Consider the following 20336-nt stretch of genomic DNA (forward strand, 5'->3'; position numbering starts at 1 on the left):
AATGAATGAAGAGCAACGTAAGCAGCAGCAAGGTGAAATGACTTCACAAGATGCTTCTTCTCAAAATAATAATAATGCATCAAAAGACTACAGCAAATATTTTGATTTCTCAAAGGCTCAAATGGAAGAGGACAATAACGGGAAGCAATATATGAAAATCGGCGGCCGCAGTATTTTAATTAATGAACAGCCCGATTATAAAAAAGGAAAGAGGCGCGGTAAAGAAGACGTAGAAGTGTATTACAACTTTTCGATACCAGCTGAAATGCAAGGAATCGGGGCGGGTAAAAACTATATGATCCGCACCTATGGCTGTCAAATGAATTATCATGATACGGAAAATATGTCTGGTATTTTAGAAGAAATGGGATTTTCGGAAACAGATAAGGCAGAAGATGCGGATGTTATTTTCTTAAATACATGTGCCATTCGTGAAAACGCAGAAAACAAAGTATTTGGTGAAATCGGTAATTTGAAAACGTTGAAACGGGAAAAACCAGAGTTAATTTTAGGGGTATGCGGCTGTATGTCCCAAGAAGAATCTGTTGTGAACCGCATTATGCAAAAACACCAGCATATTGATTTAATCTTTGGAACTCATAATATCCACCGCGTTCCGCACCTTTTAAAAGATGCCATTCAAGGAAAAGAAATGGTGATCGAAGTATGGTCCAAAGAAGGCGATGTTGTTGAAAACATGCCTCGAAAACGTGCTGATAAAACCCAGGCCTGGGTCAACATTATGTATGGCTGTGACAAATTTTGCACGTATTGTATCGTTCCTTATACTCGCGGAAAAGAAAGAAGCCGTCTTCCAGAAGATATTATTGCAGAAGTAAGAGATCTTGCCCGGCAAGGTTACAAAGAGATTACACTTCTAGGACAGAATGTCAATGCGTATGGCAAAGACCTGGATAGAGATTATGGACTCGGTCATTTAATGGATGAGCTTCATAAAATAGATATTCCTCGCATCCGTTTTACGACAAGTCATCCGCGTGATTTTGATGACCACTTAGTAGATGTACTTTCAAAAGGCGGAAATTTAGTAGAGCACATTCATCTGCCAGTACAGTCTGGTAACAATGCTGTCTTGAAATTAATGGCAAGAAAATATACGAGAGAACAATACGTCGAGCTGGCGAGAAAAATAAAAGAAGCCATGCCGCATGCTTCCTTTACGACAGACCTTATTGTAGGTTTTCCAAATGAAACAGAAGAGCAGTTTGAAGATACTCTTTCTCTTGTCAAGGAGATGGACTACGACAGTGCCTTTACGTATATTTATTCTCCAAGAGACGGCACTCCTGCAGCTAAAATGAAAGACAATGTACCGATGGATGTAAAAAAAGACCGCTTGGCCCGGTTAAACAAAGTTGTGAATGAAATTTCTGCCCGCCGTAACAAGGAACTGCAAGGTCAAATTGTAGAAGTACTTGTAGAAGGTGAAAGCAAAAAAAATCCGGATATTTTATCGGGGCGTACCCGCACCAATAAACTTGTTAACTTCCGCGGCCCCAAATCATGCATTGGAGAAATTGTCTACACGAAAATTACAGAGGCGAAGACGTGGACACTGGACGGCGAAATGGTGGAAATAGCAGAGGTGAATAAATAATGAGCGAAACAGTCTATTCCAAAAAAGAAGTCCTAGATAAAGCAAGAGAGCTTGGGAAGTTAATTTCAGAAACAGAAGAAGTTGATTTTTTTAAAAAAGCAGAAGAGAAAATTAATAAAAATCTTAAAGTACAAGAATTAATTGGTAAAATTAAAAATAAACAAAAACAAGCTGTAAACTTGCAGCATTATGAAAAACATGAAGCTTTAAAACAAGTAGAACAAGAAATCGATGAGCTGAATAAGGAAATTGATGAAATCCCGTTAGTACAAGAGTTTAAGCAGAGCCAAAAAGATGTTAATCATTTGCTGCAGCTCGTTTCTACGACGATTTCTAATACGGTTACCGATGAAATTATTGAGTCAACCGGTGGAGATAAACTAAGAGGCACTACGAACAAAAGTCCATTTATCGACATTAAGAATAGCTGATAATCATGCAGAGCCGTCCCATAAACGAATGTGGGATGGCTCTGTTTTTGACATCTTTAATGGAGGGCCAGAAGCATGGTTTGTTTCGATTAAGTAACATTAAAATTTCACGTACCGTACTCAATAGATAAAATAGACATATAATTCAAACACAGCTAATACATATAAAGTAAAAGAGCCTGCGACCAGAAAAGCGCAAAAGCCTTGTTTAGCTAAAAGACATACCTGAGAGCACGGCTGAAATAAAATTGACAACATAGACGTTTGCCATGCATATAGTTAAACATGAATGGTTGTGATTGCATCTCTTAGCTGATGTCTTTCATGTTTGAAAAGGAGGGTACTACATGCCATCGGAAAAAGATAATGCACGCTACAGGGAGATTGTCACCAAAGCCGTGTGTGGAAAAGGGAAAAAGCATTGTAAAGATACTCATGTTGTTAAACCGCCTCAAAAACCAACAAGTATTTTAGGGTGCTGGATTATTAACCATGAGTATGAAGCGGATCGAAAAGGGGATTCTGTAGAAATTTTAGGCAGTTATGACATCAATGTATGGTACTCTTATGATGAAAACACTAAAACAGATGTAACCTCAGAAAATGTTACGTACACAGAAGTTGTCCCGCTTGCAATGAAACAAAATGAGATGATCGGTGATGAAGTCGATGTTATTGCAAGAGCTTTAAAGCAGCCAAATACTTTAGAAGCATCTATTGGAGAAAAAGGTAAAGATGTTAAAGTGGACGTTGAAAAAGAGTTCTCCGCTGAAATTGTAGGTGAAACGAAAGTCTGCATTCAAATACACCCTGACGCAGAAGATGATGATTATAAAAACATTAGGTGGGATGAACAAGTATCCGATGAGGAATTAAAAAAGATAGACACAGACTTTCTAGATGACAAAAAGCAATAATTCTCCTTAAACAGTCTGACTTTAGCTTTACGCAAAGTCAGGCTTTTTCTTTCCTTAACCTGAAAGGGGATGCTGTATGATATAATAAGATGAAAGTATAAACAGCCTGCTAAATTATAACCAATTGCTGGAGGAATAGAAGTGGCACAAGAAACACCAATGATAAAGCAATACAAACAAGTAAAATCAGAATATGAAGATGCTTTTTTATTTTTTCGGCTCGGTGATTTTTATGAGTTTTTTTTTGATGATGCGATAAAAGCTGCAAGAGAATTAGAAATTACTTTGACGAAACGAGGAAGTAAAAATGAACAAGATATACCGATGTGCGGGGTCCCTTACCATTCTGCAGAACAATACATATCAACCTTAATAGAAAAAGGCTATAAAATTGCAATATGTGAACAGGTGGAAGACCCGAAAACGGCAAAAGGTGTTGTGAAAAGAGAAGTCACTCAGCTTATTACACCTGGAACGGTTATGGAAGGAAAAGCTATACAAGAAAATGAAAATAATTTTATTGCGGCTTTATATCCTTTTAATGATAAAACGGCTGCTTTTATAAAAGCTGATTTAACAACTGGGGAAACAGCAGCAGCGATGCTTGGAGATCAGCAGAGTGAATGGGAGCGCGAAATTACAAGATCAGATATTAAAGAACTTGTAGTACCGCCAGATTTTTACGATGATTTCCTTCACGAGTCAGCCATTTTATTTTCAGAAGAATCCTCAGCTGAACTTGCACCTGAGTTTGAAAAGCTTTGTGAACAATGGAGTAATGAAAAATTACAAAAAGCAGTTGCTCTTTTAACCAATTACTTTAAAAGAACCCAAAAACGGGCACTTTCTCATCTTCAGCCTGTCCGCATATACAAACCAAATGAACATATGCAGCTTGATTTGCATACTCGCCGTAATTTGGAATTAACCGAATCCCTTCGTGAAAAAAAGAAAAAAGGGTCTCTATTATGGTTAATGGACCAGACAGTAACTGCCATGGGGGCTAGGCTCGCAAAAAAATGGCTTGAAGAACCTTTATTAAATATTAAAACCATTTATAAACGACAAAGTTTAGTTGAATCTTTATTGGAGCATTTTTTCGAAAGAGAAGATTTAAGGGACAAGCTCCGCCATGTGTATGATTTAGAAAGATTGGCTGGGAAAACTTCATATGGTAATGTGAATGCTCGTGAACTTGTCCAGTTAAGGCGGTCGCTCGAGGAACTTCCTAATATATTATCTTTGTTAAAAGAGTTAAATAATGAGTACGCAGGCGAATTAGTAGACGAAGCCGAACATTTTCATGATTTGCGCCAGCTTCTAGAAGGTAGTTTAGCAGAGAATCCACCTCTTTCCATTACGGATGGAGGCATTATTAAAGAAGGATATAATAAACAATTAGACGAATACAGAGAAGCAAGCACAAACGGTAAAGAATGGATATCAAAACTTGAACAAGAAGAACGTAGTGAAACAGGCATTAAATCTTTAAAAGTTGGGTTTAACAAAGTTTTTGGATACTATATTGAAGTGACAAAACCAAATATTCCTTCTCTTCCAGAAGGGCGTTATGAAAGAAAGCAAACATTAACAAATGCAGAACGCTTTATTACACCGGAATTAAAAGAAAAAGAATCACTCATTTTAGGAGCAGAACAAAACAGTACGGAGCTGGAGCATGAATTATTTCTAGAGCTGAGAGAAAAAGTGAAAAAGTTTATTCCAAGGCTTCAAAAAACAGCTCGTATCATTAGTGAAATTGATGTATTGCAAGGTTTTGCGCTTGTAAGTGAACAAAATCAATACGTAAAACCAGAGTTTTCGAATGACCGTACTTTCACTATTCATGAAGGGCGTCATCCGGTTGTAGAACACATGCTGAACCACGGTGATTACGTCGCTAACGACATTTTCATGCACGGTGAGCGGGAAATGCTTTTAATTACCGGTCCGAATATGGCCGGTAAAAGTACGTACATGCGCCAAGCCGCGTTAATATCTGTTATGGCGCAAACAGGCTGTTTTGTACCTGCAGCGCAAGCAAAACTCCCAATATTTGATCAGATTTTCACGCGTATTGGAGCAGCTGATGACTTAGCTTCAGGGCAAAGCACATTTATGGTTGAAATGCTTGAAACGAAACATGCTCTTTCAAAAGCAACACCCAACAGTCTTATTTTACTCGATGAAATAGGGCGGGGAACTTCTACTTATGACGGTATGGCGCTTGCGCAGTCTATTGTAGAATACATACACGACCACGTTGGAGCTAAAACATTGTTTTCTACACACTATCATGAACTTACAACGTTAGAAGAGGCCATGACCAAACTTCAAAATGTACATGTACGTGCTGTAGAAGAAGCCGGAGAGATAGTTTTTTTGCATAAAGTAGAAGAAGGAAAAGCTGACCGAAGCTATGGAATCTATGTCGCAAAACTTGCGGATCTGCCAAAAGACGTCCTCTTAAGAGCAGAGGTGCTGCTTGCGGAATTTGAACAAACAGCTCCTTCTGCAGAACAATCTGATTTTGATAAAACGTATGAGGAACAAGTGATTCAATCTCAGTACGCTGCTTCTTCGGAACATGACCCCATTACAACGGAAGAATACCCGGAGCAGTTAAGCTTGTTTCAACCAGAACAAAAATCAGATAATGTCTCATTGGATGAAAATACAGAAGCGGTAATAAAAGAAATCAAAAATACAGATGTATTACACATGTCGCCCATAGAAGCGCTTGAAGCCCTGTATAAATACCAGCGAAAACTGCGTTCATAGGAAAGGAGGATAATTGTACATGTCTTCAGTAAAAAAACTTTCCGACAATCTTTCTAACAAAATTGCAGCGGGTGAAGTAGTGGAGCGCCCGGCTTCTGTTGTCAAAGAGCTGACTGAAAATGCAATTGATGCAGAAAGCACACGAATCGATATACAAATCCAAGAAGGCGGATTATCAGAAATAAGAATAGTGGACAACGGAAAAGGGATGCCAAAAGAAGATGCAGAAATTGCGTTTTTAAGACATGCTACGAGTAAAATTCAAACAGAAAAAGATTTATTCCGAATTTCTACATTAGGCTTTCGCGGAGAAGCGCTCCCGAGTATTGCTGCAGTATCCAACCTCAGTTTAGAGTCAGGAACAGGAGAAGGTGCCGGCACACTCGTTCGTTACCAAGGAGGAAAACGTATAGCTTTTTCTTCTGCAAAAAGCAGACGAGGAACAGAAGTGACGGTTAGAGACTTGTTTTTCAACACGCCGGCAAGGCTGAAATATATGAAAACCATAAATACAGAAATTGGAAACATAAGCGATGTAGTTAACCGACTCGCACTGGCTAATCCTCATATATCTTTTCGGTTAATGCATAATAAAAAACAACTGCTGTTTACGAATGGAAATGGCGACATGAAAGCTGTTATTGCAGCAATATACGGACGCCGCACCGCTCAAAATTTCTTGTCCGTAAAAGAAGAGTCCGTCGACTACAAAGTAGAAGGTTTTGCAGCCAAACCAGAAATAAACAGAGCGTCAAGGCAGTATATATCGACATTTATTAATGGCAGGTATGTGCGGCATTTCCCGCTTACCAAAGCGATTGAAAATGCATTTCACACACTGCTGCCAATCGGAAGATATCCGTTAGCTGTTATTCATATATGGATGGATCCCGTCTTAATAGATGTTAACGTTCATCCCTCTAAGCTTGAAGTGCGGCTTAGTAAAGAAAAGGAGCTTACTGCTGTCCTAGAAGAAGCGATTAAAGCACAGCTCTTTGAAGAACAGCTCATTCCAGAAGTGGATCAAAAACGTGGAAAACGTGCAGACAGCCAGCAGCTGAACCTAACTTTTTCGGAAAATAAGAGGAGAGAAAAACTACATCCAATCGAGACGAAACTAGAGAACACACCCGCTTCTTATGAACGTTACTCAGAAAACTCGTCGGCAGCAGCGGAAACAACAATGCGGGAAGATGAATATATAGAGAATAAAACACCTGCGCTTGATGAATGGGAGAGCAATGAACCCATTGTACACGATGCGGACAAAGAAAAATCGAACAAAGAGGTTTATGAACGAGCTGAGCCAAGAAAAGAGGAAATAAGTAAAAAGAAAGTGCCAGAACTTGAAGTTATTGGCCAAATGCACGGAACATATATTTTAGCTCAAAACGAAAATGGGCTGTATATCATCGACCAGCACGCAGCCCAGGAAAGAATATTTTATGAGCATTACAGAGAGAAAATCGGTGAAACCAATCCTCATCTGCAAGATCTTATCGTCCCGGTAACCTTCGAAGTTTCGCCAAGAGAAGAGATGCTTATCTCAACGCATAAAAAAGATTTAGAAGAAGTTGGAGTATTTTTAGAGGCCTTTGGAACTCGTACGTACAGAGTAACTGCACATCCTTCTTGGTTTCCGGATGGAGAAGAGGAAAGTACGATACGAGAGTTGTTCGAACAATTATTGGAGAATAAAAAAATCAGTATTCACAAATTAAGAGAAGAAGCTGCCATTTTAATGTCTTGTAAAGCAGCAATTAAGGCGAACCGATATTTAAGAATGGATGAAATACATGCACTAATTGATAGGCTCCGTGAATGCGAAGTACCATTTACATGCCCGCATGGACGCCCTATTATCATCCATTTTTCAGGTTATGATATGGAAAAAATGTTTAAACGTGTCATGTAAATACCAATGCTTCCAAAAAAATGTTTACATCTTTGTCACAATTTCATGAAATATTAACAATATAGCCATGTTATAATTCATGCAAAAGCAGGTGAAGGGGAGTTTATGCATGACACCATTGGATCTTGTTGTTGTTTTGGGCGTTTCTGCTTTTGTCATTATCGTAAGTCTTATCATGGCGGTTTATATGCTCAAACAATCCCAATCTGACAATTAATCAAGATAAAAAAGGCGCTTTTAAAAGCGCCTTTTTATTATCTATACATAAGTGTGATACGTGTTCCCTTTGAGCAAAAGGGATTTTTTTCATAAAAAATGGTATAATGGAGGAAGGTAAGGGGAATAATCGTATGATTGTAACGACAGGTAAAACAGTTTCTCAAGCTGATGTGAAAGAGGCTAAGCAGTTAGCTGAAAATTGGGATGTCGTTTTTCAAGAAAGAAAAAAACGATCATTTAGAAAATGGGTCCGGGAAACGAAGGAACCGATTTATGTTGTAAGTAAGACAGGAGATAAACTTTATCACCCCGAGTCTTCTCAGCCTTTTCATTTTCATCCGAGCATGGCATGGCTTCGTGTACAGCGTATTTTTAAAGGATATAATGATCCTATGGTAGAAGCAATGGATTTAAATGAAGGTATGAGTTGTCTTGATTGCACGATGGGACTTGCTTCAGATAGTATAGTCGCAAGTTTTATTACCGGAAATACAGGATACACTGCAGCTCTTGAAAAAAATAAGTACATAGCTGAAATTGTCCGAAAAGGGCTTCAACGTTGGCAGGAAGAACGGAGTGCATTTAATCTAGCTATGCGGAGAATTGTCGTTACAAACGCAGATTATCTTGATTTTTTAAAGAACCAGACAGATGATGCTTTTGATATTGTGTATTTTGATCCTATGTTTGAACAGACGGTGGAGTCTTCTGTTCATATCGCTCCTCTTCGATCTTTTGCAAATCATGAAACTTTGCAGGCTGAACAAGTAAAAGAAGCTCTAAGAGTTGCTAAGCAAAAAGTTGTTGTGAAAAGCTCTATTCCTAACCCTTACGTAGAAGAGCTGGGATTTGTTTTTAGGAAGAGAAGAAAAGGGGCTTCCTTTGGTTTTGCTGTGTTAGAAAAGAAAGGAAACAGATATGAATAAAGAAAAACTAGTAGTCATTGTTGGTCCCACCGCGGTTGGAAAATCAGAAGCCGGGCTAGAGCTTGCTTCACATTTTCAAGGCGAAATTATAAGCGGAGATTCTATGCAGATTTATAAAGGACTTGACATTGGAACAGCTAAAGTTTCTATAGAGGAGCAGCAAATCATCCCGCATCATTTAATTGATAAAAAGAATCCTTCTGAATCATATTCTGCTGCATCGTTTAAACAAGACGCAGCACAGTTGATTACACATATTAATCAAAAAAATAAGCTGCCAATCATTGTCGGAGGAACTGGTTTTTACATCCGTTCTCTTACAAGAGGGCTGGATTTTCATGAATCTCCGTCAGATCCATCATTTCGAAAAGAAATGGAAACGTATAGAGAGCGATATGGGGCCAGGGAATTGCACCAAAAACTAGAGCAAGTAGACCCGGTAAGCGCACGTTCTATTCATTATAACAACATAAAAAAAGTGATAAGGGCTTTAGAAATTCATCACCTAACTGGCCGAAAGCGTAAAGATTTTTCTAATCAAGACAGGTACGAGTCTCCTTACCAACTGGTGATGATGGGTCTGACAATGGACAGGCAGGCTTTATATAAACGGATTAATTTGAGAGTTGACCGCATGGTAGAAAAAGGAATTCTAAGCGAAGCTAAATGGCTTTATGATAATTATTCAGAGGATTGCCAAGCAGCCCAAGCTATTGGCTATAAAGAGTTTTTTCCTTATTTTAAAGGGGAATACACCTTAGAAGATGCGATTGATTTATTAAAAAAAAATACGCGGCGTTATGCAAAAAGACAATTAACGTGGTTTCGTAATAAAGAAAAAGTGGAATGGTTTGATATAACCAATGAAAATAAACAAGAAAAAATAAAAGAAATGATTTCCTACGTAGAAGGAAAAATGTATTAAAAGTCGAATACTCCTAGTAGAGTATGATGAGGGGGACTGAATGAGATGAAGCAGCCAATTAACATCCAGGATCAATTTTTGAACACATTACGTAAAGAAAAAATGCCGGTAAGAGTTTATTTACTAAACGGTTTTCAACTGAGCGGTCAGGTGAAAGCATTTGATAATTTTACAGTTGTGCTTGACAGTGATGGCAAACAGCAGCTTATATACAAGCATGCCATTTCAACATTTGCACCTCAGCGCAATATATCCATTCAAGTAGAAGCAGAAACAGAAAATGCTTCTGCAAATGCGTAATAAGAAAAGCGCAAGCGCCCTGGTCAGCCGCGACAGGTTCTGGAGCTTTCGTGCAGGGTCGCCTGCGGCCCGGAGTCGAAAGGGAAGAAACCCTGAGCGGCTGGGCGCTGAAGCTGGACATCAAAAACGCTAACTTTTTATAATTTCTTACCTTTGAACAAAAGCTTCCGGACTTCCGGAAGCTTTTCTTATGAATTCAGTCAAAAAACAAGGTCACCTATGGAGAGTGTTCTTTTTCTACATAATCGATATATTTATTTAATGTCAATATCGTCTGTAAGCCAAGCATATTTTTTACTTGCTCCGGTGTTTGTCCTTGCTGAAGAGCACGAATGATAAACGTATTGCGAAAGTGTCTGGCAGATACAGAGCGGTCAATTCCTGCTCGCTTACGTTCTTCACGAATCATTTTTTGGATAGCAATTTCTGTTAAGTTTTTTGGTGCATCGGTTTCATAACTCCACCGGTAAGTTTGACGCTGAAAATCAAAAGCAACTAGTAGGGGGTCTTGCGGACGTTTTGGACGAACAGGCTCTGGAATCACGTTTATATAATGAAAAAGAAGCTTTTGATCGCTTTTTGTCAAACGGAGAGTACGAGGATTTCCTGTTTCCTCAGGTATCATAATTTGCCCTTTTCCTTGATTTATATATTTTATTTTTAGGTTTGAAATTTCTTGCAGTCTAAGCCCGTAATATAAAAACAAGGTGACGATAAATAAGTTGCGGGGAGCAAGCAGCGGTCTGGCTGCGGCTTGCTTTTGAGATAATCCACTATCAGAAAGCAGTGATCCAGTCAGCTTTTTTTCTTCTAAACGAGTAAGTAGTTCTTCTTTTGTAAGTTTGTTCCAAATGGACTCATCTAAATCAAGAGAAGCCATTGGATCTATCTGTATTTTTCCGGTAGAAAGCAAATAAGCAAAATATCGTTTTAAAACGGTTTGAATTCTTTTTAAGGTGCGAAGCTGATAGCGGCGCTCATTTTCTAAGATATAAAAATACTCTTCTGCCATGTGAGGAGTAATGGATTTGGACTGTATGATCTCTGATTCTGTTTTTATTTCGAGATAACGGAAAAAATCAGCCAAATCATAACGGTATCTGGTAATTGTACTTTCTTTTCGTTGTTTTGCTGCAAGACTTTCAAGAAAGCGTTCTGCATCAAGAGGGAGCTGAAAGGCTTGTCTTGTCATAACAATCTTCCTTTCGCTGCATAATATAAGAATTTACCTTCGATTATATCAGAGAGAAGAATCACCAATAAGCTTTTTTTGCGTATAGTATGGGTAAACGCCCGCTTATATTTTGCCAGAAGAGAGGGGATTGTTCGTGATGATTCAAACAAAAGGTCGAGACAAAATTCAAATTACTATAAATTCCGCTCAAAAGGGGGCTTCCCTGAAAGAACAAAAAAACGAGCTTTCATCCGAACAGCATTACCCGCTTCTAAAAGCGGAGAAAAGTTTGGATACGATGATTGGAATGAAAAACATTAAAGAATTTATTAGAGAAATGTATGCTCTTGTTTATGTTAATCAGTGCAGGGAAAATGCTTCTTTACAGCCTACACAGCAAAACCTTCACATGCTTTTTATAGGAAATCCAGGCACCGGGAAAACCACGGTAGCAAGAATCATGGCTGATATGTTAAAAGATATGAAAGTTATTGAGAAAGGACATTTTATTGAAGCAGAGCGAGCAGATCTTGTCGGTGAATATATTGGTCAGACTGCTCAAAAAACGAGAAATTTAATAAAAAAAGCTGAGGGGGGTATTCTGTTTATTGATGAGGCTTACTCTCTAGCACGTGGCGGAGAAAAGGATTTTGGCCGTGAAGCTGTTGATACCCTTGTAAAAGCAATGGAAGATCACCAGCATAAGTTTATTCTTATACTGGCAGGGTACCCAGAAGAAATGAAACGGTTTCTTTCTTTAAATCCAGGACTTCCTTCGCGGTTTCCAAATAAACTGCATTTTCATGATTTTACAGGTATGCAAATGCTTGAATTGTTTAGGCGAATGACAAAGGAAAAGGATTATCAATGTACAGAAGAACTCATAGGTAAGATGAGAACACATTTTCATTCGATCTCGTACTCTGAGAAGAAAAGTCACAATGGTCGTTATGTCCGCAACCTCATCGAACGTGTCATTAGAAGGCATGCTCTTCGAATACTTGAAAACGAAGAAAAGATGGATAAACAAACGCTCATGACATTGGAAGCAGCGGACTTTATAATAGAAGAGTGCTGAAAAAGGGGTGCATGTATGAAAGAAAGAGTAATCATTGCAGGCTGTCGCTTATCAAAGCAAAAAGTGGATTCTTTTCAAATGTCAATGGATGAATTAAAGGCACTAGTTCACACTGCGAACGGAGAGATTGTTGACGAGATTGTGCAAGCGAGAGAACGCCCTGATGCTGCTACCTATATCGGTAAGGGAAAGGTAGCTGAACTTTCGCTTGCAGCAGCAGAAAAAGATGTTGATTTAATTGTGTTCAATGATGAATTGTCTCCCGGACAGATCCGTAACTTAGATGAAGAAATTGATGTAAGAGTTATAGATCGTACCCAAATTATTCTTGATATTTTTGCATCACGCGCACAAACAAAGGAAGGCAAAATTCAAGTAGAACTAGCCCAATTAATGTACCTATTGCCGCGTTTATCCGGACAAGGCCAAGTGCTGTCTCGTCTTGGCGGGGGGATTGGAACGAGAGGACCTGGGGAGACAAAGCTTGAAACAGACCGTCGTCATATTCAAAAGCGAATGGATGATTTAAAAAAGCAGCTTGCCGATGTACAGGCCCATAGAGAAAGTTATCGAAAACAGCGGCGCAAAAACAATGCTGTTCAATTTGCGCTTGTAGGCTATACTAATGCTGGAAAATCAACACTTTTAAGTAAATTATCTGGTGTTGATACATTCCAAGAAGATTTATTATTTGCCACGCTCGACCCGCTGACTAGACAATTGGAACTTCCATCTGGTTATCAAGCTTTACTTACAGATACGGTAGGGTTCATCCAGGATTTGCCGACAACTTTAATTGCTGCTTTTCGTTCTACACTAGAAGAAGTAAAAGAAGCGGATATACTTCTTCATGTGGTAGATGCATCTCATCCAGAGGCCCATGAACAAATGGCAACAGTAGACGAGCTTTTAAGTGAATTAGAAGCAAATGCGATACCTTCTATAACCGTATTTAATAAAAGTGATCTCATTCAAGAACCAGCTGCTTTACCTGGTGCTGATCGGCCGTCCATCTTTATTTCTGCTTTTAATGATGAAGATATTGAAGAACTCCGTACGTTAATGGAAGAAACATTAAAACAACAAATGAACTATTATCACGTAAAAATTCCGACACAAGATGGAAAAAGCCTATCCGATCTGCAAAGATTTACACTGATTAAAGAAGAAGAGTTGTTGGAAGAGGAAAACAGTTTTCATTGCAAAGGGTACGTGCTCCCAGATCATCCCATTAATGGCACGATAAAAAAATATGAAGCACATATGTAGAAAGTTGGGAATAAAAAATGGTTTCACCTTGGCATAATAATGAAGAATTAAAAAATCTAATGAATCAAGCAGAAACCAAAATACAATCTAAAATACGCGAAGCAGAATTAGCTGCAGATTGGAACCAAGCAAGACTCTTAAATATTTTTCAAGAGGAAGGTGTTTCATCGTTTCATTTTAATCCATCCACGGGGTACGGATATGACGATGTAGGCAGAGAAACGCTTGATCGCATATATGCTAAAGTATTTGGAACTGAATCGGCTATCGTTAGACATCAATTTATATCAGGAACGCATGCGATCCATGCAGCGTTATTTGGGATACTAAGACCTGGAGACAGGCTTCTGTATGCAGGAATGCCTTATGACACGCTGCAAACTGCGATCGGCCTTACTGATGACAAAACAGGTTCGATGGCAGATTATGGCATCATTTGTGATGTTGCGCCTTTAAATAAAGATGGATATCCAAATAGTGAAACCCTACGGGAAAATATTACGCCGAAAACAAAGGTCGTTGCCTTACAGCGCTCAAAAGGGTATGCATCTCGTCCCTCTATCCCTATGGATAAAATGAAACAAATAATTACTGAAATTAAACATTCTCACCCGGAAGTCATTGTATTTGTTGATAATTGTTACGGTGAATTTGTGGAAACAACTGAACCGGGCCATGCTGGAGCAGATTTATTAGCTGGATCACTCATAAAAAACCCTGGAGGCGGGCTCGTACGAACAGGCGGATATATTGCAGGCAAGAAGCAATATGTAGAACAAGCTGCTTCTAGATTTGCTGCTCCAGGAATCGGTTTAGACGGCGGAGCAACGTTAAACAGCCTTCTCGAGATGTATCAGGGGTTATTTATGGCTCCACACGTTGTTAGTGAAGCGTTAAAAGGGGCTTTTTTTACAGCTGCTTTTCTTGAAGAAGCGGGTCTTAAAACCTTTCCGTCTTCAACAGAAGAAAGAACAGATCTTATTCAAGCGGTGACATTTGAGGATAAACAAAGGATGATCCGTTTTTGCCAGGCTGTTCAGGAAGCATCTCCTGTTGATTCTATGGTAGTACCAGAGCCATCAATTATGCCAGGTTACGAAGATGAAGTTATTATGGCAGCTGGGGCTTTCATTCAAGGCTCTAGTATTGAATTGTCTGCTGATGGGCCGCTACGCCCCCCTTATACAGCTTATATCCAAGGAGGTCTCACCTTTTCTCATGTAAAATACGCTGTACAGCATGCATTAAATGTGTTGATCGAAGAGAAGTTGATGCCTCCGTTCCATTCCAATAAGGAAAAATAGGTAAAAAGACATCCAACATAACTTAAAAAATATGTAAAAAAAGCTGACATGTACTTGACGAAAAACCTAACATCGTGTAGGATGAAAATATCTTCTTAAGGGAAGGGGGCAGCCAAATGGGTGATCATATCCGGCGGAATATGCCTTTGTTTCCTATTAGCATAGTGAAGAAGCTGACAGAACTATCGGCTAGGCAAATTAGGTATTATGAAGAACACGGTCTAGTTTATCCTGCAAGAACAGAAGGCAATCAACGATTGTTTTCATTTAATGACGTAGATAGGTTGTTAGAAATTAAAACTCTCATTGAACGCGGAGTAAATTTATCAGGAATTAAAGAAATTTTTGAACTGCGTGCCCAAAATGAAGAGGAAAAACCGAAGCCTGTTCTTAAAAACACAGAAAGTATGAGTGATAAAGAACTGCGTCGACATTTAAAAAATGAAGTATTGGTTGCAGGAAAGCAGGGCAGAACTTCAATGATCCAAGGGCAATTGTCCAGATTTTTTCATTGATCAGGTGATTTCCTTTTGTCCATCATGACAGAAGATTTCATACTATTATTTATTGAAACGAAAGAGAGGAGACACACCAAATGGCCAACAAGTATTCAAGAGAAGATATCACAAGAATGGCTGAAGAAGAAAACGTAAAATTTATTCGACTGCAATTTACTGACCTACAAGGTATTATTAAAAACGTTGAAATTCCAGTAGATCAACTATCTAAAGCTTTGGATAACAAAATGATGTTTGACGGTTCTTCAATTGAAGGGTTCGTAAGAATTGAAGAATCTGATATGTACTTATATCCTGATCTAGATACATGGGTAGTTTTCCCTTGGACTCCGGAAAAAGGGAAAGTAGCACGCCTTATTTGCGACATATATGAACCTGGTGAAGTAGGTGGAGAACCAAAACCATTTGCCGGCGACCCGCGCGGTATTTTGAAACGCGTTTTAAAAGAAGCGGAAGAAATGGGCTTCACTGCTTTCAATATTGGACCAGAGCCAGAATTCTTCCTCTTCAAAAACGATGAAAAAGGCGAACCTACAATGGAACTTAATGATAAAGGCGGGTACTTTGACCTTGCCCCTACAGATTTAGGTGAAAACTGCCGCCGCGATATCGTACTTGAGCTTGAAGACATGGGCTTTGAAATTGAAGCTTCTCACCATGAAGTTGCTCCAGGACAGCATGAAATTGACTTTGAATATGCTGATGCAATTACGACATGCGACAACATTCAAACTTTTAAGCTTGTAGTAAAAACAATCGCAAGAAAGCACGGTTTGCATGCGACATTTATGCCAAAGCCATTGTTTGGAGTAAATGGTTCCGGGATGCACTGCAACATGTCCTTGTTTAAAGGAAAAGAAAACACTTTCTTCGATGAAAGCACAGATTCACAGCTAAGTGAAACAGCAATGCAATTCTTAGGCGGTATTCTTGAACACGCTGAGGCGTTTACTGCATTGACTAATCCGATTGTTAACTCTTACAAGCGTCTTGTACCAGGATTCGAAGCTCCAGTATATGTAGCTTGGTCTCTTAGAAACAGAAGTCCGCTTGTGCGTATCCCTTCTTCTAGAGGATTGAGCACTCGTGTGGAAGTGAGAAGTCCAGACCCAGCAGCAAACCCTTATCTTGCTATGGCAGCAATGCTTGCAGCAGGTCTTGACGGAGTGAAGAAAAAATTGAATGCTCCTGAGCCGACTGACCGTAACATTTACGTGATGAGCAAAGAAGAGCGTGAAGAAGAAGGCATTAAAGACCTTCCGGCTGACCTTAAACAAGCGTTGGACAGCCTCTTAAACGACGAAGTTCTTGTAAATGCTATCGGACCTCATGCTATTGAGCATTTTGCTGAGGCAAAAGAAATCGAATGGGATATGTTCCGCTCTCAAGTACACCCTTGGGAAAGAGAACAATTCCTTTCCACATACTAAAATTAAATTCCAGCCCCTTGATGATACGCCATCAAGGGGTTTTTTACGTTTGGAATAGAAAAAACACAGTCAATATGCACACTTTATGAGAAATAACATATATTAGCCTTTGTCTCGTCGTTGTGAGAAGGGGGAATAGCTATTGATTATACGTATGCATTCTACACACCCTGTACGAAATAATTTTATCCAATTTGGGGGTTTTAAGCTTTTGAAAATAGCATCAGCAAACTCTGTAAATATAAAACAGCTGAATTCGGAATTATCCAATGAGTTTGATGGACTTTCAAATCATTACCGAACAGTACCGTCACAAAATAATGGGGCCAGGTATAAAAGTAAACTTCTATTCAATCATTGAGCACTGCTCGATTTATTCCAAGAAGGCGGATATATTTTTTATTCGAGACACGGAGAAGCCACCCTGGGAGACGATCAACCTAATCTCACTTTTGAAAATTGTGTTACTCAAAGAAATCTTTCCGAGGCAGGAAGAAGACAAGCTGTTTCATACGGAGAAGTAATTCGAACGTTACGTATTCCTATGGAGTATCCAATTATTGCTTCTCCTTTTTGCCGAACGAGAGAAACGGCTGAATTGGCTTTTGGCAAAGGTAATAGCGTAGTGGACCCTTTTTGGTTAAATATTTATAGACTTGGAAGCGATATCGGTGTATTAGAACAGGAAACAATTTTAAACTCCCTTCATTCATTTCTAGAAATACCACCAGCTCCTGGAAGAAATAAGTTCGTTGTCGCTCATAGTTTTCCCCCAGGAGTGGGATTAGGTCCGATTCCCAACATGGGAACCGCAACTGTAAAACCACTTGGAAAGGGAAACGGCTATGAAATTGCAGGTTACCTAACTTTAGCACAATGGATGAGTTTGATGGAATAAATATTCTGAGAGAGAAACACTAGAAACGAACATTTGTTTAATGGTATTGGTAAAACGCGTGAGAAACATAGCAAGGCATTCAATGTTAAGCATTTATTAGTAGAAGTATCTTTCCCTTTTATTAGGCGGTTTTCTATATAAAGCGATAAGGCGGGTTTTCTAAATAATCAGATCAACACTCAAAGATTTTAAAATAAGAGAATATATTTTTATTTTGCAGAGCCCTACAACTGTCTAAACAAATTTGGAGAGACATCATAAATTATTAAAGAGGATACGTCAGGGGAGGGATATTAATGGGATACGGTTATAAAGACAGTTTTGCGTTGATTGTAGTATTATTTATACTGCTAATCATCGTAGGAACTGCATTTGTTAAATACTAATCACCGCTTCGGCCGCAAGGTTCTTAGTCAATTGTACAGGTGAAATGAGAAGGCGAATAACCCGGCTGATACATTATATGGCCGGGTTGTTTCATGAAAAATATTAACAATTAATGCAGCGTTCGAAATACACCCGTAACTTTCCCCAAAATAGTACAATTTTCTAAAATAATTGGTTCCAACGCAGCATTCTCTGGCTGCAGACGAATAAAATTTTCTTCTTTGTAAAAGCGTTTTACTGTAGCTTCAAGTTCTTCTGTCATTGCTACAATAATATCTCCATTATCTGCAGTCTGCTGTTGTCTAACAATGACGAGATCGCCATCATAAATACCAGCTTCGATCATACTGTCCCCTTGAATAGTTAAGATGAATACTTTTTCATCTGAGACCATACGCTCTGGTAAGGGGATATACTCTTCAATATTTTCTACAGCAGTAATTGGATCCCCCGCTGTAACTTTACCTAATACAGGAACATAAACAGCATTGCTTTCTGAAATGTGCGGCTGCACATCTTCTAGTTCTAATACTTCAATCGCTCTTGGCTTCGTTGGGTCACGCCGAATCAACCCTTTATTTTCAAGCCTGGAGAGATGGCCGTGTACCGTTGAACTGGATGCGAGGCCAACAGCTTCACCGATTTCACGCACGGAAGGAGGATAACCTTTTTGCCTGACTTCATCTTTTATATAATCTAAAATTTGCTGCTGGCGTTTCGATAATTTGGGCATCGGTTCAGCACCTCTATTTCTAATATTTTCATGTGTTAAGTATAGCATGGAAAACATACGTACGCAAACATTCGTTCTAATTTTCACTTGACGGGAACAAAGGTTCTCTTTATACTAATCTTTAATAAGAACATACATTCTCATAATCGGAGGGGAAGTAATGTATACCAAAATGAAACAGTTAAGCAGTCAGGAATGGGCCATTTTAATTCTTTTTATTATTTCTATCATTTCACTCGTATTAACTGTTCAATTAACTTCGTATGAAGAAGATAAAGAAGTGTATGTAAATACGCTGGATCAAGAGAAAGAAGATGTGCTAACCTATACGTGGGCGGATGAGTAAAATGGAAAATAAATATTAAGCTAATGAAAAGGTGAGGGAATTTATTGAAAAGCTGCATAATATATTGCCGGGTCAGTACAAATAAAGAAACACAGAAATCATCATTAAAAAGACAACAAGAAGAACTCATTCATTTATCAAAAAAAAAGGGATTTTACATCTCAAAAATTATTGCAGAGGAAGCTAGCGGGTATTCGATTGAAAGGGATGGCCTGCTTGAAGTTCTGGATCTTTTATCTTTACAAGAAGCTGATGTTTTATGTATACAAGATGATACTAGATTAGGACGAGGAAATGCCAAAGTGGCCATGCTTCATCAATTATTTAAACTAAATATCCCTATATATACGGTGAAAGACGAAGGAGTACTTCAGTTGTCTGAGACGGATAACATGTTGATGGATATTTTATCTATGATAGAAGAACACCAAAGGATATTACATAACTTAAAGATTAAAAGAGGCATGAAACAAGCAATAGCCGGTGGATATAAGCCTGAAAAAAATTTATCTGACCGCAGTCAAGGCGGAAGAAAAAAGAAAGAAGCACCAATTGAAGAAATCGTTCGGCTTAGAAAATTAGAACTGACATTTTATGATATTGCAGCAACATTGCGTGGATTTGGTTATGATGTTTCAAAGGCTACTGTACACAGAAGGTACAAAGAACACATGGAGAAAATAGCTAATAATTCGGAGTAATTCCTTTGTTGCTTGGGCATTTTGAATTTGAGTGTTATGGATCGCCTCTCATCAAGTACAATAGCTGTTGCAAATCATAAATAGATGATTTACATTTAAAGACAAGTTAAAAAAGCGGAATATTAGGGAGGTTTTCATACATTTATGCTTTCTCAAGAGAAGATTGCACGTATTAATGAACTAGCTAACCGTTCTAAAACTTCGGGTTTAACGGAGCAGGAAGAAAAAGAACAGAAAATGCTGCGTCAGGAATATTTATCTAAATTCCGTTCCTCCTTTAAAAGTCAGCTGCAATCGGTAAAAGTTGTGGATCCTAATGGTAAAGATGTGACTCCCGATCAATTAGTTAAAACGAAAAGAAATAACTTGAACTATCGTCAATAGTTTCATATACAGAGAAAAAGGGGCTGGGACATAACTAGCCCGAAATAGTAAAAAAGATTCCGATTATCGTTTTTTGATAATC

General features: G+C 38.7%; 21 protein-coding genes. 19 read left to right on the plus strand and 2 right to left on the minus strand.

Annotated features, from left to right (window positions below):
- Position 1: 1 nt before the first annotated feature.
- From miaB to hfq, 8 genes are all read left to right on the plus strand, one after another.
- Positions 2 to 1618, plus strand: a complete 1617-nt coding sequence (gene miaB / locus FZF09_RS21195) for a tRNA (N6-isopentenyl adenosine(37)-C2)-methylthiotransferase MiaB (RefSeq protein WP_158738548.1) — start codon at positions 2 to 4, stop codon at positions 1616 to 1618.
- Positions 1618 to 2049, plus strand: coding sequence for a YlbF/YmcA family competence regulator (locus FZF09_RS21200; protein WP_158738549.1), 432 nt, complete (start codon positions 1618 to 1620; stop codon positions 2047 to 2049). Before miaB ends, FZF09_RS21200 begins: the two co-directional genes overlap by 1 nt.
- Before the next feature lie 347 nt (positions 2050 to 2396).
- Positions 2397 to 2966, plus strand: coding sequence for an outer spore coat protein CotE (cotE, locus tag FZF09_RS21205; protein ID WP_158738550.1), 570 nt, complete (start codon positions 2397 to 2399; stop codon positions 2964 to 2966).
- 141 nt (positions 2967 to 3107) lie between these two features.
- The gene (mutS, locus tag FZF09_RS21210) at positions 3108 to 5747 is read left to right on the plus strand and encodes a DNA mismatch repair protein MutS (RefSeq protein WP_199256839.1); all 2640 of its coding nucleotides are present in this window, start codon (positions 3108 to 3110) and stop codon (positions 5745 to 5747) included.
- 19 nt (positions 5748 to 5766) lie between these two features.
- Positions 5767 to 7662 (plus strand): DNA mismatch repair endonuclease MutL, encoded by a 1896-nt coding sequence (gene mutL, locus FZF09_RS21215; RefSeq protein ID WP_158738551.1) that lies wholly within the window; start codon positions 5767 to 5769, stop codon positions 7660 to 7662.
- 350 nt (positions 7663 to 8012) lie between these two features.
- Positions 8013 to 8807: a class I SAM-dependent methyltransferase gene (locus tag FZF09_RS21220; protein ID WP_158738552.1), complete on the plus strand. Its 795-nt coding sequence runs from the start codon at positions 8013 to 8015 to the stop codon at positions 8805 to 8807.
- Complete coding sequence (miaA, locus tag FZF09_RS21225; protein WP_158738553.1) at positions 8800 to 9732, plus strand: tRNA (adenosine(37)-N6)-dimethylallyltransferase MiaA; 933 nt, start codon at positions 8800 to 8802, stop codon at positions 9730 to 9732. Before FZF09_RS21220 ends, miaA begins: the two co-directional genes overlap by 8 nt.
- Positions 9733 to 9777: 45 nt before the next feature.
- On the plus strand, positions 9778 to 10032 hold the full coding sequence (hfq, locus tag FZF09_RS21230) for an RNA chaperone Hfq (protein WP_158738554.1): 255 nt from the start codon (positions 9778 to 9780) through the stop codon (positions 10030 to 10032).
- Positions 10033 to 10249: 217 nt separating this feature from the next.
- Here hfq and FZF09_RS21235 read toward each other — a convergent pair whose 3' ends face one another.
- Positions 10250 to 11224 carry a tyrosine-type recombinase/integrase gene (locus FZF09_RS21235; protein WP_158738555.1) on the minus strand — a complete coding sequence of 325 codons (975 nt, stop codon included), beginning with the start codon at positions 11222 to 11224 and terminating at the stop codon, positions 10250 to 10252.
- Between the two features lie 130 nt (positions 11225 to 11354).
- Here FZF09_RS21235 and FZF09_RS21240 point away from each other — a divergent pair, with 130 nt between their 5' ends.
- From FZF09_RS21240 to FZF09_RS21270, 8 genes are all read left to right on the plus strand, one after another.
- Positions 11355 to 12284, plus strand: coding sequence for an AAA family ATPase (locus FZF09_RS21240; protein WP_483296086.1), 930 nt, complete (start codon positions 11355 to 11357; stop codon positions 12282 to 12284).
- Positions 12285 to 12299: 15 nt separating this feature from the next.
- Entirely contained in the window at positions 12300 to 13553 is a 1254-nt protein-coding gene (gene hflX, locus FZF09_RS21245; RefSeq protein ID WP_158738556.1) for a GTPase HflX, read from the plus strand.
- Between the two features lie 17 nt (positions 13554 to 13570).
- The gene (locus FZF09_RS21250; RefSeq protein WP_158738557.1) at positions 13571 to 14857 is read left to right on the plus strand and encodes a methionine gamma-lyase family protein; all 1287 of its coding nucleotides are present in this window, start codon (positions 13571 to 13573) and stop codon (positions 14855 to 14857) included.
- A gap of 116 nt (positions 14858 to 14973) precedes the next feature.
- Complete coding sequence (locus tag FZF09_RS21255; protein WP_091580601.1) at positions 14974 to 15372, plus strand: MerR family transcriptional regulator; 399 nt, start codon at positions 14974 to 14976, stop codon at positions 15370 to 15372.
- Between the two features lie 80 nt (positions 15373 to 15452).
- Positions 15453 to 16805, plus strand: coding sequence for a type I glutamate--ammonia ligase (gene glnA / locus FZF09_RS21260; RefSeq protein ID WP_158738558.1), 1353 nt, complete (start codon positions 15453 to 15455; stop codon positions 16803 to 16805).
- Positions 16806 to 16947: 142 nt separating this feature from the next.
- Positions 16948 to 17166, plus strand: coding sequence for a hypothetical protein (locus tag FZF09_RS22705; protein WP_199256841.1), 219 nt, complete (start codon positions 16948 to 16950; stop codon positions 17164 to 17166).
- A 33-nt stretch (positions 17167 to 17199) separates the two neighbouring features.
- The gene (locus FZF09_RS21265; RefSeq protein ID WP_255450619.1) at positions 17200 to 17703 is read left to right on the plus strand and encodes a histidine phosphatase family protein; all 504 of its coding nucleotides are present in this window, start codon (positions 17200 to 17202) and stop codon (positions 17701 to 17703) included.
- A 296-nt stretch (positions 17704 to 17999) separates the two neighbouring features.
- On the plus strand, positions 18000 to 18089 hold the full coding sequence (locus FZF09_RS21270) for a YjcZ family sporulation protein (protein WP_091580595.1): 90 nt from the start codon (positions 18000 to 18002) through the stop codon (positions 18087 to 18089).
- 110 nt (positions 18090 to 18199) lie between these two features.
- On the opposite strand, the gene lexA is transcribed toward FZF09_RS21270, so the two are convergent.
- A complete protein-coding gene (gene lexA, locus FZF09_RS21275) occupies positions 18200 to 18823 on the minus strand; it encodes a transcriptional repressor LexA (protein ID WP_158738559.1) in 624 nt (207 codons plus the stop codon).
- 160 nt (positions 18824 to 18983) lie between these two features.
- On the opposite strand from lexA, the gene FZF09_RS21280 reads away from it, so the two are divergent.
- From FZF09_RS21280 to FZF09_RS21290, 3 genes are all read left to right on the plus strand, one after another.
- Positions 18984 to 19169 (plus strand): hypothetical protein, encoded by a 186-nt coding sequence (locus FZF09_RS21280; protein WP_158738560.1) that lies wholly within the window; start codon positions 18984 to 18986, stop codon positions 19167 to 19169.
- Positions 19170 to 19213: 44 nt separating this feature from the next.
- Positions 19214 to 19870 carry a YneB family resolvase-like protein gene (locus FZF09_RS21285; RefSeq protein WP_158738561.1) on the plus strand — a complete coding sequence of 219 codons (657 nt, stop codon included), beginning with the start codon at positions 19214 to 19216 and terminating at the stop codon, positions 19868 to 19870.
- Between the two features lie 144 nt (positions 19871 to 20014).
- Positions 20015 to 20254, plus strand: coding sequence for a DUF896 domain-containing protein (locus FZF09_RS21290; protein WP_158738562.1), 240 nt, complete (start codon positions 20015 to 20017; stop codon positions 20252 to 20254).
- Positions 20255 to 20336 lie beyond the last annotated feature (82 nt).

Source organism: Alteribacillus sp. YIM 98480 (assembly GCF_009765375.1).
Lineage (GTDB): Bacteria > Bacillota > Bacilli > Bacillales > Marinococcaceae > Alteribacillus.